Consider the following 17,466-nt stretch of genomic DNA (forward strand, 5'->3'; position numbering starts at 1 on the left):
CGTTGCTCGTCGACGTGGCGCGACCACGGACCGTTGCGTACATGCTCACCAGTGCATAATTGCGGGACCGCCGCGGCTGAAGCGCCGCCGTACCGTGACGGAGCCCATCGTGAAACCGACACCCGCGCCCCGTAACACCCGCCAGCGTGGCGAGGTGATGGCGCTGCTGCAGGAGGTCGACGGGGCCCGCAGCGCCCAGCAGCTGCACATGCTGCTGCGCCAGCGGGGCGCCAAGGTCGGCCTGACCACGGTCTACCGGACACTGCAGATGCTGGTCGACGCGGGTGACGCCGACGCCGCGCGGCTGCCCGGCGGCGAGCAGCTGTTCCGGCTGTGCAGCCGCGACGGTCACCACCACCACCTGGTGTGCCGTGACTGCGGCAAGACGGTGGAGATCGCCGGCCCGGCGGTCGAGCGCTGGGCCGACGAGGTCGCCGAGGCGAACGGGTTCACCGACGTGCGGCACACCATCGAGATCTTCGGAACCTGCCGCGACTGCACGGGTCCCGGTTCCGGGGTGGCTTGCGGCTGACCGGGCTTCGCGGCGCGTCCGGGCCGGGCCGGAAGGAAAGGCCGTCGGATGAACTGATGGTCATCTTGCCATTAGACGATTATTTTTGAAAACGATTATCGTTCTGCTCCTCAGTGACAGGAGTGGAATCGATGAAAATCCGGCACGGCATCCTTTGGTTCGCGTCCCTGACCGCCGCGACGACCGTCCTGGCCGGCTGCGGGTCCGGCGACGCGGACACGGACGCCGCCGCGGCGACGGGCGGCAAGCCGCTCGCGGTGGTCGCCACCACCCCCGAGGTCGCCGACTTCGTGCGCAACATCGGCGGCAGCGACGTCTCGGTGACCCAGATCATCAAGGTCGGCGTCGACCCGCACGAGTACGAGCCCACCCCGGCCGACATCCAGGCCATCGGTGCGGCCGAGGTGGTCGTCAAGAACGGCGTCGGCATGGAGAAGTGGCTGGACCAGACCATCGAGTCGGCCGGCTTCAAGGGCACCGTCGTGGACTCCGGCCAGGGCGTGACACTGCGCAAGGGCGACCCCGGCGACGAGGAGGCGGCCGACGGCGACCCGCACATCTGGCACAACCCGCAGAACGCCAAGATCATGGTCACCAATATCGAGAAGGCGCTCGCCGTGGCGGACACCAGCCGGGCCGCCGCGTTCGCCCAGAACCTCACCGCCTACTCGGCGAAGATCGACCAGCTCGACGCCGACAACGAGGCCGCGTTCGCGAAGCTGCCCGAGGCCGACCGCAAGCTGGTCACCAACCACGACGCGTTCGGCTACTACGTCGACCGGTACAAACTGCAGTTCGTCGGCTCGGTCATCCCCAGCATGGACACCTCGGCCGAGCTGTCCGCTCAGCAGCTCACCGACCTGGTCGCCAAGATCAAGGAGACCGGCACCAAGGCGATCTTCACGGAGAGTTCGCTGCCGGCCAAGACCGCCGAGGCCATCGCCGAGCAGGCCGGGGTCAAGGTCGTCGGCGGCGAGGACGCCCTCTACGGCGACAGCCTCGGCGCCGCCGGGACGCCGCAGGGCACCTACCTCGGCGCCGAGGCGCACAACACCCAGGTCATCGTCGCCGCGCTGGCGGGCTGAGATGACGCCGGCCCTGACGTACTCGGGGGTGAGCGTCGGCTATCAGGGCACCCCGGTGCTCACCCACGTCGACCTGGAACTCGCCCCGGGGCAGCGCCTCGCCCTGGTCGGCCCGAACGGGGCCGGCAAGTCCACCCTGATCAAGTCGGTGCTCGGCCTGGTCCCGGTGCTCGCCGGCACCGCCACCGTGCTCGGCGACCACCCCGCGGCGGCCCGGGGCCGGGCCGGTTACGTGCCGCAGACCGACACCCTCGACGGCGACTTCCCGGTCAGCGTCCGGCAGGTGGTGATGATGGGCCGCTACCGCCGGATCGGCTGGTGGCGGCCCGCCCGCAAGGAGGATCGGGACGCGGTCGCCGACGCCCTCGACCGGGTCGGCCTCGCCGATCGGGCCGGGCACCGCTTCGGCACCCTCTCCGGCGGCCAGCGCCAGCGCGTCCTGCTGGCCCGTGCCATCGCCGCCGAACCGCGCCTGCTGCTGCTCGACGAGCCGTTCAACGGCGTCGACGCGGTCAGCCAGGACGCGATCGTCCGGGTGCTGCGCGAACTCTCCGGCAGCGGAACCGCACTGGTCCTCAGCACCCACGACCTCGACGTGGCCCGGAGCCTGGCCGACCTGGTGTGCCTGATCAACGGGCGCCAGTGGGCGGCCGGGCCCCCCGCCGGGACCCTCAACGAACAAAACCTGCGCCAGACGTACGGCGGTAGCACGATCAGCCTCGCCGACGGCCGGATGGTGCTCGTCGAGCCATGATCGAACCGTTCACGGCACCGTTCATGGCCCGGGCCCTGGCCGAGATGGTGCTGCTGGCACTGATCTGTGGCCCGGTCAGCGCGTTCGTCTTCGCCCGGCGGCTCTCGTTCGTCTCCGACGCGCTGACCCACACGATCTTCCCCGGCGTGGTGATCGGCTTCCTCGCCGGTGGCCTGGACGGGCTCTTCGCCGGTGCGCTGGTGGCCGGGGTCGTCACGGCGGTCGTGCTGACCCTGCTGACCCGCGGCGGGCGAGTCTCCGACGACGCGGCCACGGCCGTGGTGCTGACCGCGATGTTCTCCGTCGGGGTGGCGATGGTGTCGCGGCGATCGTCGTACACCTCGGATCTGACCTCGTTCCTGTTCGGCCGGCTGCTGACCGTTTCGCCGCGGCAGATCGCGGAGACCGCGGTCCTGGTCGTGATCGTGCTGGTCGCCCTGCTGATCGGCGCCCGGGCGCTGCTGTTGCGCACCTTCGACCCGGGAGGCGCCGCAGCCGCCGGCTTCCGGGTCGGCTGGCTCGACCTGTGGCTCAACATCCTGGTCGCGCTCGTCGTGGTCGCCGCCGTCCGCGCGGTCGGCACCATCCTCGTGGTCGCGCTGCTGATCGTGCCCGCGGCGGCCGCCCGCATGGTCACCGACCGCCTGGCGGTGATGGCCGCGCTGGGCACGCTGCTCATCCTCGGCGCCGGTTACGGCGGACTGCTGCTGAGCTGGACCGCCTCCATCCACCACGGAGTGTCGCTGACCTCCGCCCCGGCGGTGGTGCTGCTGCTGGTGGCGGCGTACTGCCTGCTGATCCCGGTACGCCTGATCCGTGACCGCCGCCGTCGCACCGCGACCGTGCCCCGACCGAGGAGCTCCGTCCATGAACTGGTGGGATGACGCCCTGCACCGGGCGACCGCCGAGGTGATCCTGGTCGGGCTCCTCGCCGGGCTGATCGGGGTGCAGGTGGTGCTGCGCCGGCTGTCGTTCTTCACCATGGCCCTGACCCACGCCACCTTCCCCGGCGTGGTGGCGGCCTCCATCATCGGCGTGAACATCCTGATCGGTGGCGCGGTGGCCGGTGCCGCCGTCGCCCTCGGCGTGGCCGCGCTGACCCGCCGCCGCGGCCAGGACGCGGCAGCCGCCACCGGCGTCGTCCTGTCGGCCGGGTTCGCGCTCGGCGCCGCACTGGTCGCCACGCAGAGCGGATTCAGCCGCGACCTGTCCTCGTTCCTGGTCGGCTCGATCCTCACGGTGACCGTGCAGGATCTGATCACCACGCTGGTCGCGCTGGTCGTCGCCGGGCTCGTCCTGACACTGGCCGCACGCCCGCTGCTGCTGGTCGGTTTCGATCGCACCGCGGCCCGGGCAGCCGGGCTGCCGACCGGGGCGTGGGACGTCGTGCTGCTGCTGACCATCGAGGTCGTCGTGGTGACGCTGGTGCCCGCGGCCGGGACGATCCTGGCGCTGTCACTGATCGTCGCGCCGGCCGCGGCCGCCCGGTTGTGGACCGACCGGCTGCCGGTGATGACCGTGCTCGCCGTGGTGTTCGCGGTGGGCAGCGGGCTGGCCGGGCTGTGGGCCTCCGGCCGGTTCGACATCGCCGCGGGGGCCGGCATCTCGCTCACCGCGACCGCGGTCCTGCTGGTGTCCTGGGCGGTGACCCGGCTGCGGGCGATCACCGCGCCGGCGACGGTGGTGGTGCGGGCATGACCACGACGCGGCCCCGGCTGCGACCCGGACGTCAGGCGGTGCGCAGGTCGAGGCTGTGCCACCTGGTGGCCTCGGCGGTGCCGGTGGACCACCACAGCATCCCGCCGCGCGCGGATGCGGAACCGGCGGCGGGACTCAGGCCGACGGTGTTGCCGGTGCTGAGGTCGTACACCCGTAGGGCGGCGACGCCGGTCACGTCCGATCCCGGGACGGTCCGGGACAGGATCTCGAAGCGGTCCAGAATCGCGACGTCGACGACGGCGGCGAGCGCGTCAGCCCCGGCGATACGCCGCCGGTCAGCGCCACCGACCTGATCTCGGTGGCCGCGTCCGCGGCCGCCGCAATCATTCCGCGCTCGAAAGAGCGAGCGTTGTCCATTCTCCGAAGAATTGCTCATATGTTCGATTGCGCATGTGGTTCACCACTCGTGAGCGGCGGATTGTGGGCGTACGAGCGGTGAGCGACCTCGTGCAGGGCCAGGTGATGCGTGGCGACGAGGTGGTGCGGCCGGAAGCGGATCAGGCGGCCGCTGTGCCCGTCGTCGCCGGGCCGGCCGGCCTCGCCCCACTCGATCCGCGCGGTGCCGGACAGGTGGAGGCTGCCGCCCGTGGCGAAGTCGGGGAAGAGCAGCGCTGCCTCGGGGTTCACGGCCAGGTTGCCGAGGCTGTTGAACATGTTGTTGCCCGGGTAGTCGGGCCACCACAGACCGCGGTCGTCGACGCGGACGAAGCCGGGCGGGCCGCCGCGGTGCGAAGCGTCGGCGCCCCGGTCGGGGTGTGCGGTGCCGAGGAAGAACGTGTCGGCCGCGCGGATCAGCGCGAGGTCCGCCGGCTCGGGCGTGGTGCCGTGGCGCGTGTCGTCCTCGGCGGTCGCCGGCGGCGCGGCGTCGTCCGGGGCCAGCAGGCGCGGCTGGATGAACTGCGGACAGTTCCCGTACGCCTGCTCGGCGTCGACGACCAGCAGTTTCGCGGTGGCGACGGTGAGGGTGCCGTTGATCCGGACCCGCCGCTGCCGGGCGAAGTCGACGCTCGTCGTGCCGACCTGCTGCCCGGCGGCCAGCCCGGTCAACGGGTCGCCGGCCGCGATCCCGGCGTGCACGGCCAGTTCGGAGCCGGACCGGACCTCGAGCAGGCCGGGCCGGCCGGCGACGGCGGTGGTCCACAGCCGGCCCGCCCCGTCCCGGGCGGTGAGGGCCAGGAAGGTGCGCTCGGCGAGGAAGCGGGCGATGCCACCCGACAGCTCCGTCGGTTCGAGCATGCGCGAGAGGCGGGCGGCCTCGTGCCGTACGCCGGCCTGGCGCTGCACCGCGATCTCGCCACCGTGAAATCCCGTGTCCGTTCCCATCCGCCGATGGTGGCCGGGATCAGTGAAGATCTAGTGGACTTCGCCTTCCGCGCCGGGTTCAGCCCGCGCGGCCTGCTGATCACCGACGACGTGGAGCGCGACGCCACGGCCGGCTTCGGCACCGGCCCTCGCCGCCGACCTCGCCGCGGGCCCGGTCGCCACGGTGCGTCTGCCCAGCCGGGTGCCGTTCGGCTGCCACGGCAACCGGCTCGCCGAGGACGAGACCAGTTTTTCCGCGGCGATCCAGTCGAATTCCACAAGTCCTTCACTCCTGATCTTTACCGTGGGGCCTCAATTCACTCGAAGGAATCTCTGTTGACCTCTCCCAACGCGGTGCGCCTGCAGGTCATGGGCTCGTTGCGGGTCTGGCGGGGCGGCGTTGAGCTCGATGCGGGCCCGCGTCAGCAGCGGTGCCTGCTGGCTCTCATGGCTGCCCAGGTGGACCGCCCGGTCGGGATGTCCGACCTGATCGATCTGATCTGGGGCGCGGGCCCACCGGGTAGCGCGGTGAATGTCATCCACAAGTACGTCGGAGCCCTGCGCCGCCTGCTCGAACCGGGCCTGGCGCTGCGGTCCGGCGGGTCCTTCATCACGCGCCGGGACAGCGGGTACCGCTTCACGGCCGGCCCGGAGTCGCTCGACCTCGTCGAGTTCCGCCAGGGGGTCGCGCTGGCGAAGGAGTCGCTGGGGCGGGACCGGCCGGACCGGGCGCTCGACCACTACCTCGACGCGCTGCGCCTCTGCGAGGGCCCGGCCGGTGGCAGCCTCGCCGACAGTGCCGGCGCCACCGCGGTCTTCGCCGGCATCGACGGCGAGTTCCTCGACGCGGCCATCGCCGCCGCCGGGGTCGCCGTGACCCAGGACCGCCCGGCCGTCCTGCTCCCGGCGCTGCGGCTGGCCGCGCGGATCGGGCGGCTGCACGAGCCGGTGCACGCCGCCCTGATGACGACGCTGGCCGCCGGTGGTCATCAGGCCGAGGCGCTGGAGACGTACCGCAGCATCCGGGAACGGCTCGTCGAGGAGCTCGGCATCGACCCGGGACGCGAGCTGCAGGAGGCCCATCAGCAGGTGCTGACGCAGGCCTCGCCGTCGGTCGTGGTGACCAGGACGCCGGGTGCGTTCCCGGCGGCCGAGGACGCCGCGGCCGGCTCCGCGCCGCTGATCGTTCCCGCCCAGTTGCCGCCCGACCAGCCCATGTTCGTGGGCCGGACCGTCGAACTGGGTGTCCTGCACGACCTGGTCGACTCGATGCGCGACGACCGGCGGACCAGCCCGATGGTGGTCGCGGTCGACGGCATGGGCGGCGTCGGCAAGTCGACCCTGGTCACGCACTTCGCCCACCAGGTCGCCGGCGAGTTCGGCGACGGTCAGCTCTACCTCGACCTGCGGGGCAACGAGGGCGAGGACGGCAGCGTCCCGGCCGCCGAGGCCCTGCGATCCCTGCTGTACGGCCTGGGCCTGCGCGCCGCCGACGTGCCGGACACGTTCGACGCCCTGGTCGGGGCGTACCGCAGCCTGACCGCGGGCAAGCGGATCCTGGTGACGCTCGACGACGTGCGCGACGCGTCGCAGGTGCGGCCGCTGCTACCGAACTCGGCCGACGGTCTCGTGCTGATCACCAGTCGCCGCCCGCTGGTCGGGCTGGCCGCCTCCGACGGCGCCCGGCTCTACCGCGCCTACGTCCCGGACCTGGCCGAGGCCCGGCAGCTCCTCTCCAGCCGCTTGGCGTACCTGCGCAACCCGCGGGCGATCGGCGTCGAGCCGGACGTCATCGACGAGATCATCGAACTGTGCGGGCGGCTGCCGCTGGCGCTGGCGATCCTGGCCGCGCGACTCAGCGTACGCCCGCAGTTGTCCCTGGCCACGGTGGCGGCCGAGCTGCGTGACCTCGACCAGCGCCTCGCCGCCTTCCCCGAGGGGCGCGGCGTCACCGACCCGCGGACCGCCTTCTCCTGGTCCTACCGGCAGCTCAGTCCGGGCGCGGCCCGGATGTTCCGGCTGCTGTCGGTGGCGCTGGTGCCGGGCATCACGATCGACGCCGCTGCCGCCCTGGCCGGGCAGGACCTGGAGTGCGCCCGGGCGCAGATCGAGGAGCTGACCGAGGCCGCGCTGGTCGCCGAGGGGGAGAGCGGCTGCTTCACCTCCCACGTGCTGGTGCGGGCGTACGCCGGCGAGCTGTTCCGCACCGTCGACCCGGTCGCCGCCCAGCGGGCCGCGATCACCCGGCTGCTGCAGTACTACCTGCACAGCAGCTACAACGCGCAGGTGGTGCTGGAGCCGAACCGTACGCCGATCGCCCCCGCGCCGCCGGAACCGGGCGTGGTCCCGCGCCGGCCGCGCTCCTACCGCGAGGCGATCGACTGGTTCGCCGGTCAGAGCGAAGTGCTCAAGGAGGCGGTACGCGTCGGGGCCGACCTCGGCTACGGCATCGTCCCGTGGCAGCTGGCCATCACGATGCAGCAGTACTTCGAGTGGTTCGGCCACTTCCAGGACTGGGAGGACGTCATGCGGTTCGCGTTGCGGGCCGCCCGCGAGAAACGGGACGTGGTCGGCGAGGCCCACGTGCTGCGCAGTCTGGCCGGCGCACGGTGGTTCCTGAACGCGTACGAGGAATGTCTTGATCTTCTCTCGGCCGCCCTGCGGGTCTTCGTGGAGCACGGCATGCTGCTCGAACAGGCCCTGACGCACATCAACTTCCACTCGGTGCACACCGCGCTCGGCGAGCACGAGAAGGCGCTCGAACACGCGCGGATCGCGGTCGGGCTGTGCCGCGCGGCCGGCAACGAGAAGTCGGAGATGCGCTGCCTGGACTGCATGGGGCGGTCGCTGACCCACCTCGGCGAGTACGAGAGGGCTGCCGTCGAGCTGCAGCAGGCGCTCGACCTCAACCTCGCCGTCGGCCGCCGGCACGAGGAAGCCATGATCCGGGTGTCGATCGCGCACAACCTGATCGAACGCGGACGCACCGAGGACGCGGTGGCGGAACTGAAACGGGCGGTCGAGGCGGCCCGGTCGGTCGGCCAGGGGCCGTACCACTTCGAGGCGTTCCGCAGCCTGGCCGAGCTGCTGATCGAGACGAAGGACCTGGCCGGGGCCCGGGAGGCGTTCGACCGGGCCGGCGGGGTGCTGCAGTCGTTCCAGGGCGGCGGGCCGCGGCACATGCGGGCCGCGCTGAGCCGGCTGGCCGCGAAGCTGCCGGGCCGCCCGTAGGACACCGGGGTCGCCGGGCGCCGCAGCCGGGGGTCACCTGCTTGATGATCGTGCCGCTCACCCCGGGCCGGCCGGGGTGGCCAGGGCCGTTGTGCCGGCCGCGACGGCGGCGGCCGGGGTGCAGGCGAGGGCCGCGCCGGCGATCGTCCGATTCCGCAAGGTTCTTCCTTCCGTGGATGCGCTGTCGAGGCCAACGGTAGGGACTGTCGGTGAGCGATCAGTTGATCTGCTTACGAGAACTATGAAGTGGGGATACATCGCGCGCCCGTACCGTCCGTTCCGCTGACGAACGGAAGGTGAGAAGTTGACTGTCAACGTTTTCTACGACGACGACGCCGATCTGTCGATCATCCAGGGCAGGAAGGTCGCGGTGATCGGCTACGGCAGCCAGGGTCACGCGCATTCGTTGTCGCTGCGTGACTCGGGCGTCGAGGTCGTGGTCGGTCTGCAGGAGGGCTCCAAGAGCCGTCCGAAGGCCGAGGAGCAGGGCCTGACCGTGAAGACCCCGGCCGAGGCGTCGGCCTGGGCCGACGTGATCATGGTGCTGGCACCGGACACCGCCCAGCGCGGGATCTACGCCGAGTCGATCGCCCCCCACCTGTCCGCGGGCAAGGCGCTGTTCTTCGGCCACGGCCTGAACATCCGCTTCGAGCTGATCAAGCCCCCGGCCGACGTGACCGTGGCGATGGTCGCCCCGAAGGGCCCGGGTCACCGCCTGACCTGCCCCACCCATCGATGAGGACCGGCACGGGAAACACCCCGGTGCCGCCGGCACAGCGCGGCGTACCGGTGACCGCAGCCGGTGACGACGGGCGTCTGAACCCGTCCGTCCGGGTCGGCCCGGGTCTCCGGCCCGGACCACCCCGGACGGACGTACCATGATCGGGTTGTTCGTGGCCGTGAGCTCGTCCCGCTGATCTGAGGAGTGTTGCCGGCATGGCCACCCCGGGTCCGGCCTCCTCCGGCGGCGACGGGCTGTCCCTCTGGATCCTCGGCCCGCTGCGGATCTGGCGCGACGGCGCCGAGGTCCCCATCCCGCCCCGGCACCAGGCGCATCTGCTCGCGCTGCTGCTGGCCCGGGCCGGCCGGTCGACGAGCACCGACGAACTGATCGACCTGCTCTGGCAGCACGAGCCGCCGGTCAGCGCCGTGAACGCCCTGCACCGGTACGTCGGCGCACTGCGGCGACTGCTGGAACCGGGGCTGCCGGCGCGCGCGGCCGGGTCCTACCTGACGCGCCGGGGCAGTGGTTACCTGATCGAGGCCGGACCCGGAACCCTGGACCTGATCGCGTTCCGCCGGCTCGTGAGTGCCGCCGCGGAGTCGCGCGCCGCCGGCTGCCCGGAGGCGGCGCTCGACGCGTACGCGCAGGCCTTGAAATTGTGGAACGGGCCGGCCGGCGACGGACTGCGCCGCGAACCGGCTCTGGCCGCGGTCTTCGCGGCGCTGGACGAGGACTTCCTGAGCGCGTGCCGGGCGGCGGCCGAGCTGGCGAGGTCCCTGGGCCGGCCCGGGGCGGTGCTGCCCGCGCTGCGGCTCGCGGCGGTGATGGCGCCGCTGGACGAGGCGGTGCACGCGAGCCTGATCGCCACGCTCGGCGCGGCCGGGCAGCAGTCCGAGGCGCTGTCGGCGTTCAGCGCGGTGCGTCGCCGCCTCGTCGGGGAACTCGGCGCCGAGCCCGGCCCGGTGCTGCGGGAGGCACACCGGCAGGTGCTCACCGACAGCGCGGCTCCGGCGCCGGCCCGGGTGACCGGGGTCTTCGTCGGGCGGGAGGCCGAGCTGGCCGCTCTGGGGCAGGCCCTCACCGCCGCGATCGGGGGCGCGCCCGGGCTCGTCATGGTCGAGGGTGAACCCGGCAGCGGCAAGACCCGCCTGCTGGAGGAGGCCGCCGAGCAGGCCCGGCGGCGCGGGGCGCTGGTGGTCTGGGGCCGCTGCCTCGACGGGGCCGGGACACCGTCGATGTGGCCGTGGGCGCAGGCGCTGCCGGCGATCCTGGCCGAACTGCCCGCCGCCGCAGGGGCCGGGGAACTGCGCCGGCTCACCGACCCGGCCCGGCCCGCAGCACCCGACCAGGGCACCCGCTTCCGACTGTCCGAGCAGGTGGCGGCCGTGATCCGGCAGGCCGCCGCGACGCGCCCGACTCTGCTGATCATCGACGACCTGCAGTGGGCCGACGTGGCCTCCCTGGAACTGTTCGGCCACCTCGCGACCCGGCTGTCCGGCCGGACCGTGCTGGTCGGCGCGTTCCGCGACCGGGCGCCGGCGCCCGAACCTGAGCTCGCCGGGCTGCTCGCGACGACCGCCGGGGTGCCGGGGCGTCGCCGGGTCCGGCTCGGTCCGCTGAGCCCGGCCGAGGTGACCGACCTGCTGCGCGAGGAGGCCGGCACGCAACCCGATCCGGCCGTCGTCAAGAGCATCCATTCCCGTACGGCCGGAAACCCGTTCTTCGTCCGCGAGCTGTCCCGTTTCGTCGACGAGAACGGGATGCTCGCCCCGGAAGTGCCCGCCTCGGTGCGTGACGTCGTCCGTGACCGCACGGCCGGCCTCGACGCCGACGCGCGGGAGTTGCTGCAGGCCGCCGCGTTCATCGGCCGCGACGTCGACCCGGCCCTGCTCGCCCGGGTGATCGGCGCCGGCGTGCCGGACTGCCTCGCCCGGGCCGAACCGTTGCGGGCGCTCGGGCTGCTCGCCCCCGTCACCGGCACCCCGGTCGCGCTGCGGTTCGCGCACGACCTGGTCCGGGAGGCGATTGCCGGGACGACGCCGTCGCCCGGCGCGAACCACCTGCACCTGCGGATCGCGGACGCCCTGCAGGAGACGGGGGCGGGCGGCGCGGCGGTGGAACGGCTGGCGCATCACCTGTGGTCGGCCGGTCCGCTGGCCGACCCGGCCCGGACCGCCCGGGCCCTGCTGCACGCGGGTGAACGGGCGGCGTCCACGTCCGCGCTGGAGGCCGCCACGCATCACCTGGGGTCGGCCGCCCGTACGGCCCGGACCGCGGGACTGGCGGAGCTGGAACTGGCGGCGCTGACCCGGCTCACCGCGGTCGCCGGGATGCGCGCCGGCTACCACACCTCGGCGCCCGGGATGCTGCAGCGGGCCGAGCAGCTCGCCTGGTCCCTCGGCCGCGAACGGGAGGCCACCGACCTGCTGTTCTCCCGCCGCGCCGCCCACTCGCAGGCCGTGCAGCTGGGCGTGAGCGGGCGGCTGGCCCGCCGGCTGGCCGACCGGGGCAACGCGTCCGGCGACCCGGTCGTGCGCGCCTACGGCCTGCACGCCTGGGGCATCCACCAGTGGGATCTGGGCCACGTGGGCGAGGCGTTCCGGCACCTCAGCCGGATGAGCCGGGTGATCGGCGAGGATCGCGGCCGTCGTGGCGAACAGCCCCTGCGGTACGACCTGCGGCTGATGTCGGCCGGGATGCTGGCCGAGACCACCGCGCTGCACGGGGACGTGCCGGCCGCGCGGTCGATGCTCGACGCCCTGGAGGCCGAGGCCGGGGAGGACCCGTACGCGATCACGGTCGCGGCCAGTTTCGCGGCGCGGACCGCGACGATGGCCGGCGACCCGGGGTGGGCCCGGGCGGCCGCCGAACGGGGGATCGCGGCCGACCCCGGGTTCTCGTACACCTTCTTCGGCACCTATGCGCGGCTCGCGCGGTGCTGGGCGGCGGCTCTGACCGGCGACGACCCGGCCGGTGCGGCCGCCGAGGCGGAGAAGATCATCATCGGGCGGCTGCTCGACCCGCCCCGGTCCAACCTGCACCTCTGGTACGGACTGCTCGCCGAGATATGGCTGGCCGCCGACCGGCTCGACGAGGCCACCGGTGCGCTCGAGCAGGCCGGGCACTTTCTCGAGGCGCACGGTCAGCGTTACGCCGAAGGCCTGCTGCTCCTGCTGCGGGCCCGGCTCCTGCAGGCGCGGGGCGAGAGCGCCGCGACGGTCCGGGCGGCGGTGCGAAAGGCCCGCGCGCTGGCCGTCGAGCGGGAGGCGCACCTGTTCGCCCAGCGCTGCGACGAGGTCCCGGGCTCGCCGATCAAGTAGTTTTCCAGTCGCCGTTGCGAGGATGACCGGCAGCGGGAGGGGGTGCGAGCGTGGTGGGAACCGGTCGTCCGATCGGATGCCTGCGCCTGCGGATCCTCGGCCCGCCGCGGATCTGGCGCGACGGCGTCGAGCTGGACCCGGGGCCCCGGCGGCAGACCTACCTGCTGGCGCTGCTGCTCGCGCGGGCCGGCCGGCCGATCCCGGCCCGTGAGCTGATCGACCTGATCTGGGACGAGCACCCACCGGCCGGTGCGCTCAACGTCGTCCAGAAGTACGTCGGCGGCCTGCGCCGGCTGCTCGAACCCGGCCTGACCGCCCGCGGATCCGGCTCGTACGTGCAGCTGCGCGGCGCCGGGTACGTGTTCGCCGCCGACCCGTCGACGCTGGACGTGACCGCCTTCCGCGACCTGGCCGGCATGGCCGCGGCCGCGCTGGACGAGCAGCGCCCGCAGGAGGCGCTCGACGGCTGGATCGAGGCGCTCGCGCTCTGGCACGGGTCGGCGGGGGAGGGGCTCGACCACGGGCCGGCCGCGATACCGACGTTCGCCGCGCTCGACCGCGAGTTCCTCGACACCGTCGTGGCCGCCGCCGAGCTGGCGGTCTCGCTGCGGCAGCCGGGCCGGGTCCTGCCGTCGCTGCGGCTCGCCGCGAAGATCGCCCCGCTGCACGAGGCGGTCCGGGCCGCGCTGATCGCCGCGCTCGCCGCGACCGGTCAGCAGGCCGAGGCGCTCGCCGTCTTCCACGACATCCGCGGCCGGCTCGCCGGTGAGCTCGGCGTCGGCCCCGGCCCGGCGCTGGAGTCCGCGCACCGGCGGGTGCTCGACCAGGTGGCGCAGCCGGTTCCGGCGGTGGTGCCGGCCCCGGTCGTCCGTGGCCCGTCGCCGCCGGTGTCCGAGCTGGTCGGGCGCGGCGAGGAGCTGACCGCGTTGCGGCAGGCGATCGAGTCGGGGCTGACCGGCGGCACCGGGCTCGCGGTGATCGAGGGCGAACCCGGGTCGGGCAAGACCCGGCTGGTCGAGGAGGCCGCCGCCGACGCCGGGCGGCGCGGCGCCCACGTCGTCCGCGGTGACTGTTACGAGGGCGACGGCACCCCGTCGATGTGGCCGTGGGTGCGGGTGATCGGCGCGATCCTCGACAGCCTGCCCGGCCCCGCGCGCGAGCGGTGGACCGCCGGGGAGCTCGGCAGCCTGGTCGAGGCCCGCGACGACGTCCTGCCCGGGCCGATGATGCCGGAGAACGACAGCCAGTTCCGCCTCTTCGAACGGGTCGCCGCGGTGGTCGCCGAGGCGTCGCAGCTGCGCCCGCGCGTCCTGGTGATCGACGACCTCCAGTGGGCCGACCTGGCCTCCCTGCACCTCTTCGCCCACCTGATGACCCGCCTGCCCCGCGGCACCGTGCTGATCGGCACGCTGCGCACGGTCGCGCCGGCGCCCGGGCCGGAACTGACCCGGGTCCTGGCCGCCGCCGGCCGCGTGCCGGGGCTGCGCCGGGTCCGGCTCGGTCCGCTCGGCCCGGACGAGGTGGCCGAGCTGGTCCGCCGCGAGACCGGTCAGGACCCCGGCCGGGGCACCGCCCGCAGCATCCACGCGAGAACGGCCGGCAACCCGTTCTTCGTCCGGGAACTGTCCCGCCTCTTCGCCGACTCCGGGGTCCTCACCAGCGAATCGGTGATCCGGGCGGGGGTGCCCACCACCGTCCGCGACGTCGTCCGCGACCGGATGGCCGGGCTCGACGAGCACGCTCAGGGCCTGCTCCGGATCGCCGCCCTGGCCGGCCGGGACATCGAGATCGGCCTGCTCGCGCGGGTCGCCGGCCTCGACGCGCAGACCTGCCTCGACCGCCTCGAACCGGTGGAGGAACTCGGGCTGCTCGGGCCGGTGCCGGGCCACCCGTACGCGGTCCGGTTCACCCACGACCTGGTCCGCGAGTCGGTCATCGGGTCGACGCCGCGGCCGCACGCCCCCGCGCTGCACCTGCGCGTCGCCGACGCCCTCGAACAGGCCGGGCCGGGCGACGACTCCACCGCCGAACGCCTCGCCCATCACCTGTGGGCGGCCGGTCCGCTGGCCGACCCGGTCCGGACCGCCACGGCGCTGATCCGGGCCGGGCGCCGCGCCGCCGCCAAGTCCGCGGTGCAGGCCGCCGAGCAGCACCTGCGGTCGGCGGCCCGGACCGCCCGCAACGCCGGTCTGCCCGAACTGGAGCTGACCGCGCTGGCGCTCACCGCGGCGGTCGGCATGCAGTCGCGGTACGGCGCCGCCACCCGCGACGTGCTGGAACGGGCCGAGGAACTGGCCCGCGGCCTCGGCCGGGAACTCGAGGCCACCGGCTTCCAGTTCTCCCGCTGGCTGGTCCACGCCACCCTCATCGAGCTGGATCGCAGCCGGCCGGTCGCCCGCCGGCTGCTCGACCAGGGGCGGGTTTCGACCGATCCGACGGTACGGACGTACGGACTGCGGGCCTGGGGTCTGCACCAGTGGCACATCGGCAACATCGGTGAGTCGTTCCGCTACCTCACACGGTCGAGCGAGATCAGCGCCGCCGGCCGGGAGGACGAACCGGTCCGGCACGACGTCGAACTGCTGATGGACGGCATGCTCGCGGAGACCACCGCACTGCACGGGCGGATGAGCGAGGCGCGGGCGATGTTCGACCGGGCCGAGGCCGCCGCCGACGACCCGTACGCGATCACGGTCTGGTCCTCGCTGGCCGCCCGCACCGCGGCGATCGCCGGGGACCCGGCCTGGGCGCTGCACGCGGCCGGACGCGGGATCGCCGCCGACCCCGGCTTCTCGTTCGTCTTCCTCGGCAACTACCAGCGGCTGGCCCGCTGCTGGGCCCTCGCGGTCACCGGCCGGGACGCCACCGGTGCCATCGCCGAGGCGCGGCGGCTCATCGACGTGAACCTGCTCGACCCGGTCCGGACCTGCGTCGCCACCTGGCACGGGCTGCTGGCCGAGATGGAACTGGCGGCCGGGCGGCTCGGCGAGGCGGAGGCGGCCCTCGACCGGGCCGATCACTTCCTTCAGGCGTACGGGCAACGCTACGCGGAAGGCCTGATCCTGCTGCTGCGGGCGCGACTGCTGCACGCGCGCGGCGCCCCGCCCGGCGCGGTGCGGGCCGCCGCCGAGTGGGCCTTGACGCTGTCGGCCGAGCGTGAGGCCCACCTGTTCGTGTCCCGCGCCGAGGAGTTCCTGGCCACGCTGGACCGATAGCACCTATGCGGCGCGGCGCAGTTCCGGCCGCTGGTCGTCCCGCCAGCTCGCGGTTGCGGTGGCGGTTCCGCCGGCGCTGAGCTGCCCGGCCACGAGCGCCAGCGCCAGCGGCAGCCGCTCGCACCGCTCGACGACCTCCCGGACCAGCTCGGCGTCGGCGGCGAGCGCGGCGACCGGCCGGTGCGGCGAGTGCGCCAGCCGCCGGCGGAACAGCGCGCGGGCGGTCGCCGTGTCCGGCAACTCGACGTGCAGCAGATCGGCTCCCTCGAACGCGGCCAGGTCGATCAGCGGCTCCCGGCTGGTGACCAGGATCAGGCATCCGGCCGAGTTCGGCAGCAGCGGCCGTACCTGGGACACGTCGGACACGTTGTCGAGCACCACCAGGACGCGCTTGCCCGCGATCCGGCTGCGATAGGTGCCGGTCCGCGCCTCCACGGTCTCCGGCACGGCCGCCGCGGGCATCCCGAGCGCGGTGAGGAACGCGTGCAGCGCCCGGGTGGGCGACAGCCCGGCGTGTTCCGGTGCACTCCCGCGCAGGTCGAGGTAGAGCTGACCGTCCGGGAACCGGCCCGCCACGAGGTGCGCGAACTGCGTGGCCAGCGTCGACTTGCCGACCCCGCCCACGCCGTGCAGGGCCACGATCATCGGACTGGTCCGGGACTCGGCGAGTCGTCCGGTCAGCGCCGCCAGTTCCTCGGCCCGGCCGACGAAGGCCGGCAGTGCCGGGGGCAGCTGGGCCGGTCGCGCCGGTCGGACCAGCGCAGCCGCCCCCGGCGCGGCCGGTCGCCGCAGGACCCGCCGGTGCGCCTCCCGCAGCACCGGACCGGGGTCGATGCCGAGGTCCTCGGCCAGCAGGTTCCGGATCCCCTCGAACGCCGCCAGCGCCTCCGCCTGCTGCCCGTCCGCGGCCAGCGCGCCGATCAGGTCGGCGCGCACCTGCTCGTGCAGCGGGGCCATCCGGGCGGCCATCCGCAGGGCGGGCAGCACCCGGCCGGGGCGGCCCAGCTCGGCGGCGAGGACGGCGGCCCGGCCACAGGCGGCGTAGAACTCCTCGTCGAGCGCGATGGCGATCGGCGTGGTGGCGGGCCCGGGCGGCAGCGACTCGGCGGTGGAACCCTGCCACAGCCGCAGCGCCTCGGTGTAGTGGTCCAAGGCCTCGGCAGGACGGCCGGCCGCCTGTTCGGCGCGGGCGCTCCGGACCAGGTGGCGGAAACGGGACAGGTCCACGGCGTCCGGGTCGGCGGCGAGTGCGTACCCGTTGCCGCGGCGCAGCAGGTAGGCGCCGGTCTCCCGAGGAAGCAGCGCCGGTTCCAGCAGCCGGCGCAGCGAGCCGACGTACTTGTGAAGGATGTTGAGGGCACTCATGGGCGCTTCCTCACCCCAGACCATGTCGATCAGCTCGCCGGCGCTGACCGGCCGGCCGGCACCGGCCAGGAGCAGGGCCAGCACGTGGGACTGTTGCGGCGGGCCGATCTCCTGCTCGGCCCCGTCCCGCCGGAATCGCAGGGGGCCGAGGATCTGGAAGCTCGGGGCGCCGGCCCGATGGGTGTTCACCACTGCTGTCACCGGGCTGATACTCGTCGC

12 protein-coding genes and 1 pseudogene are annotated in these 17,466 nt (G+C 73.8%); 9 read left to right on the forward strand and 4 right to left on the reverse strand.

Annotated features, from left to right (window positions below; all coding sequences use genetic code 11):
* The first annotated feature begins 106 nt into the window (after positions 1 to 106).
* The 5 genes from ACH442_RS15990 to ACH442_RS16010 all read left to right on the forward strand — a co-directional run bounded on the left by ACH442_RS15990 (position 107) and on the right by ACH442_RS16010 (position 4,069).
* Positions 107 to 532: a Fur family transcriptional regulator gene (locus tag ACH442_RS15990; RefSeq protein ID WP_396339010.1), complete on the forward strand. Its 426-nt coding sequence runs from the start codon at positions 107 to 109 to the stop codon at positions 530 to 532.
* Positions 533 to 663: 131 nt separating this feature from the next.
* Positions 664 to 1,617, forward strand: a complete 954-nt coding sequence (locus tag ACH442_RS15995; protein WP_396338761.1) for a metal ABC transporter substrate-binding protein — start codon at positions 664 to 666, stop codon at positions 1,615 to 1,617.
* 1 nt (position 1,618) lies between these two features.
* Entirely contained in the window at positions 1,619 to 2,371 is a 753-nt protein-coding gene (locus ACH442_RS16000; protein ID WP_396338762.1) for a metal ABC transporter ATP-binding protein, read from the forward strand.
* Positions 2,368 to 3,255: a metal ABC transporter permease gene (locus ACH442_RS16005; protein WP_396338763.1), complete on the forward strand. Its 888-nt coding sequence runs from the start codon at positions 2,368 to 2,370 to the stop codon at positions 3,253 to 3,255. The genes ACH442_RS16000 and ACH442_RS16005 overlap by 4 nt, the downstream gene beginning before the upstream one ends.
* A complete protein-coding gene (locus ACH442_RS16010) occupies positions 3,239 to 4,069 on the forward strand; it encodes a metal ABC transporter permease (protein WP_396338764.1) in 831 nt (276 codons plus the stop codon). The genes ACH442_RS16005 and ACH442_RS16010 overlap by 17 nt, the downstream gene beginning before the upstream one ends.
* 31 nt (positions 4,070 to 4,100) lie before the next feature.
* Here the strand turns inward: ACH442_RS16010 and ACH442_RS16015 are convergent, their stop codons facing one another.
* The 3 genes from ACH442_RS16015 to ACH442_RS16025 are packed head-to-tail and all read right to left on the reverse strand — an operon-like array spanning position 4,101 to position 5,671.
* Positions 4,101 to 4,466: a hypothetical protein gene (locus tag ACH442_RS16015; protein WP_396338765.1), complete on the reverse strand. Its 366-nt coding sequence runs from the start codon at positions 4,464 to 4,466 to the stop codon at positions 4,101 to 4,103.
* Positions 4,463 to 5,413: a pyridoxamine 5'-phosphate oxidase family protein gene (locus ACH442_RS16020; RefSeq protein ID WP_396338766.1), complete on the reverse strand. Its 951-nt coding sequence runs from the start codon at positions 5,411 to 5,413 to the stop codon at positions 4,463 to 4,465. The genes ACH442_RS16015 and ACH442_RS16020 overlap by 4 nt, the downstream gene beginning before the upstream one ends.
* Positions 5,414 to 5,443: 30 nt before the next feature.
* Positions 5,444 to 5,671, reverse strand: coding sequence for a hypothetical protein (locus tag ACH442_RS16025; protein ID WP_396338767.1), 228 nt, complete (start codon positions 5,669 to 5,671; stop codon positions 5,444 to 5,446).
* Between the two features lie 57 nt (positions 5,672 to 5,728).
* Here ACH442_RS16025 and ACH442_RS16030 point away from each other — a divergent pair, with 57 nt between their 5' ends.
* From ACH442_RS16030 to ACH442_RS16045, 4 genes and pseudogenes are all read left to right on the forward strand, one after another.
* Positions 5,729 to 8,623 (forward strand): BTAD domain-containing putative transcriptional regulator, encoded by a 2,895-nt coding sequence (locus ACH442_RS16030; RefSeq protein ID WP_396338768.1) that lies wholly within the window; start codon positions 5,729 to 5,731, stop codon positions 8,621 to 8,623.
* Positions 8,624 to 8,927: 304 nt separating this feature from the next.
* Positions 8,928 to 9,335 (forward strand): annotated as a pseudogene (locus ACH442_RS16035) (NAD(P)-dependent oxidoreductase); the annotation flags it as partial.
* A 224-nt stretch (positions 9,336 to 9,559) separates the two neighbouring features.
* A complete protein-coding gene (locus tag ACH442_RS16040) occupies positions 9,560 to 12,667 on the forward strand; it encodes an ATP-binding protein (RefSeq protein ID WP_396338769.1) in 3,108 nt (1,035 codons plus the stop codon).
* Between the two features lie 50 nt (positions 12,668 to 12,717).
* Positions 12,718 to 15,882, forward strand: a complete 3,165-nt coding sequence (locus ACH442_RS16045) for an ATP-binding protein (RefSeq protein ID WP_396338770.1) — start codon at positions 12,718 to 12,720, stop codon at positions 15,880 to 15,882.
* 3 nt (positions 15,883 to 15,885) lie between these two features.
* On the opposite strand, the gene ACH442_RS16050 is transcribed toward ACH442_RS16045, so the two are convergent.
* A complete protein-coding gene (locus tag ACH442_RS16050; RefSeq protein WP_396338771.1) occupies positions 15,886 to 17,448 on the reverse strand; it encodes a BTAD domain-containing putative transcriptional regulator in 1,563 nt (520 codons plus the stop codon).
* Positions 17,449 to 17,466: the final 18 nt, after the last annotated feature.

The sequence above is a fragment of the Actinoplanes sp. NPDC020271 genome, from assembly GCF_044388125.1.
GTDB lineage: Bacteria > Actinomycetota > Actinomycetes > Mycobacteriales > Micromonosporaceae > Actinoplanes.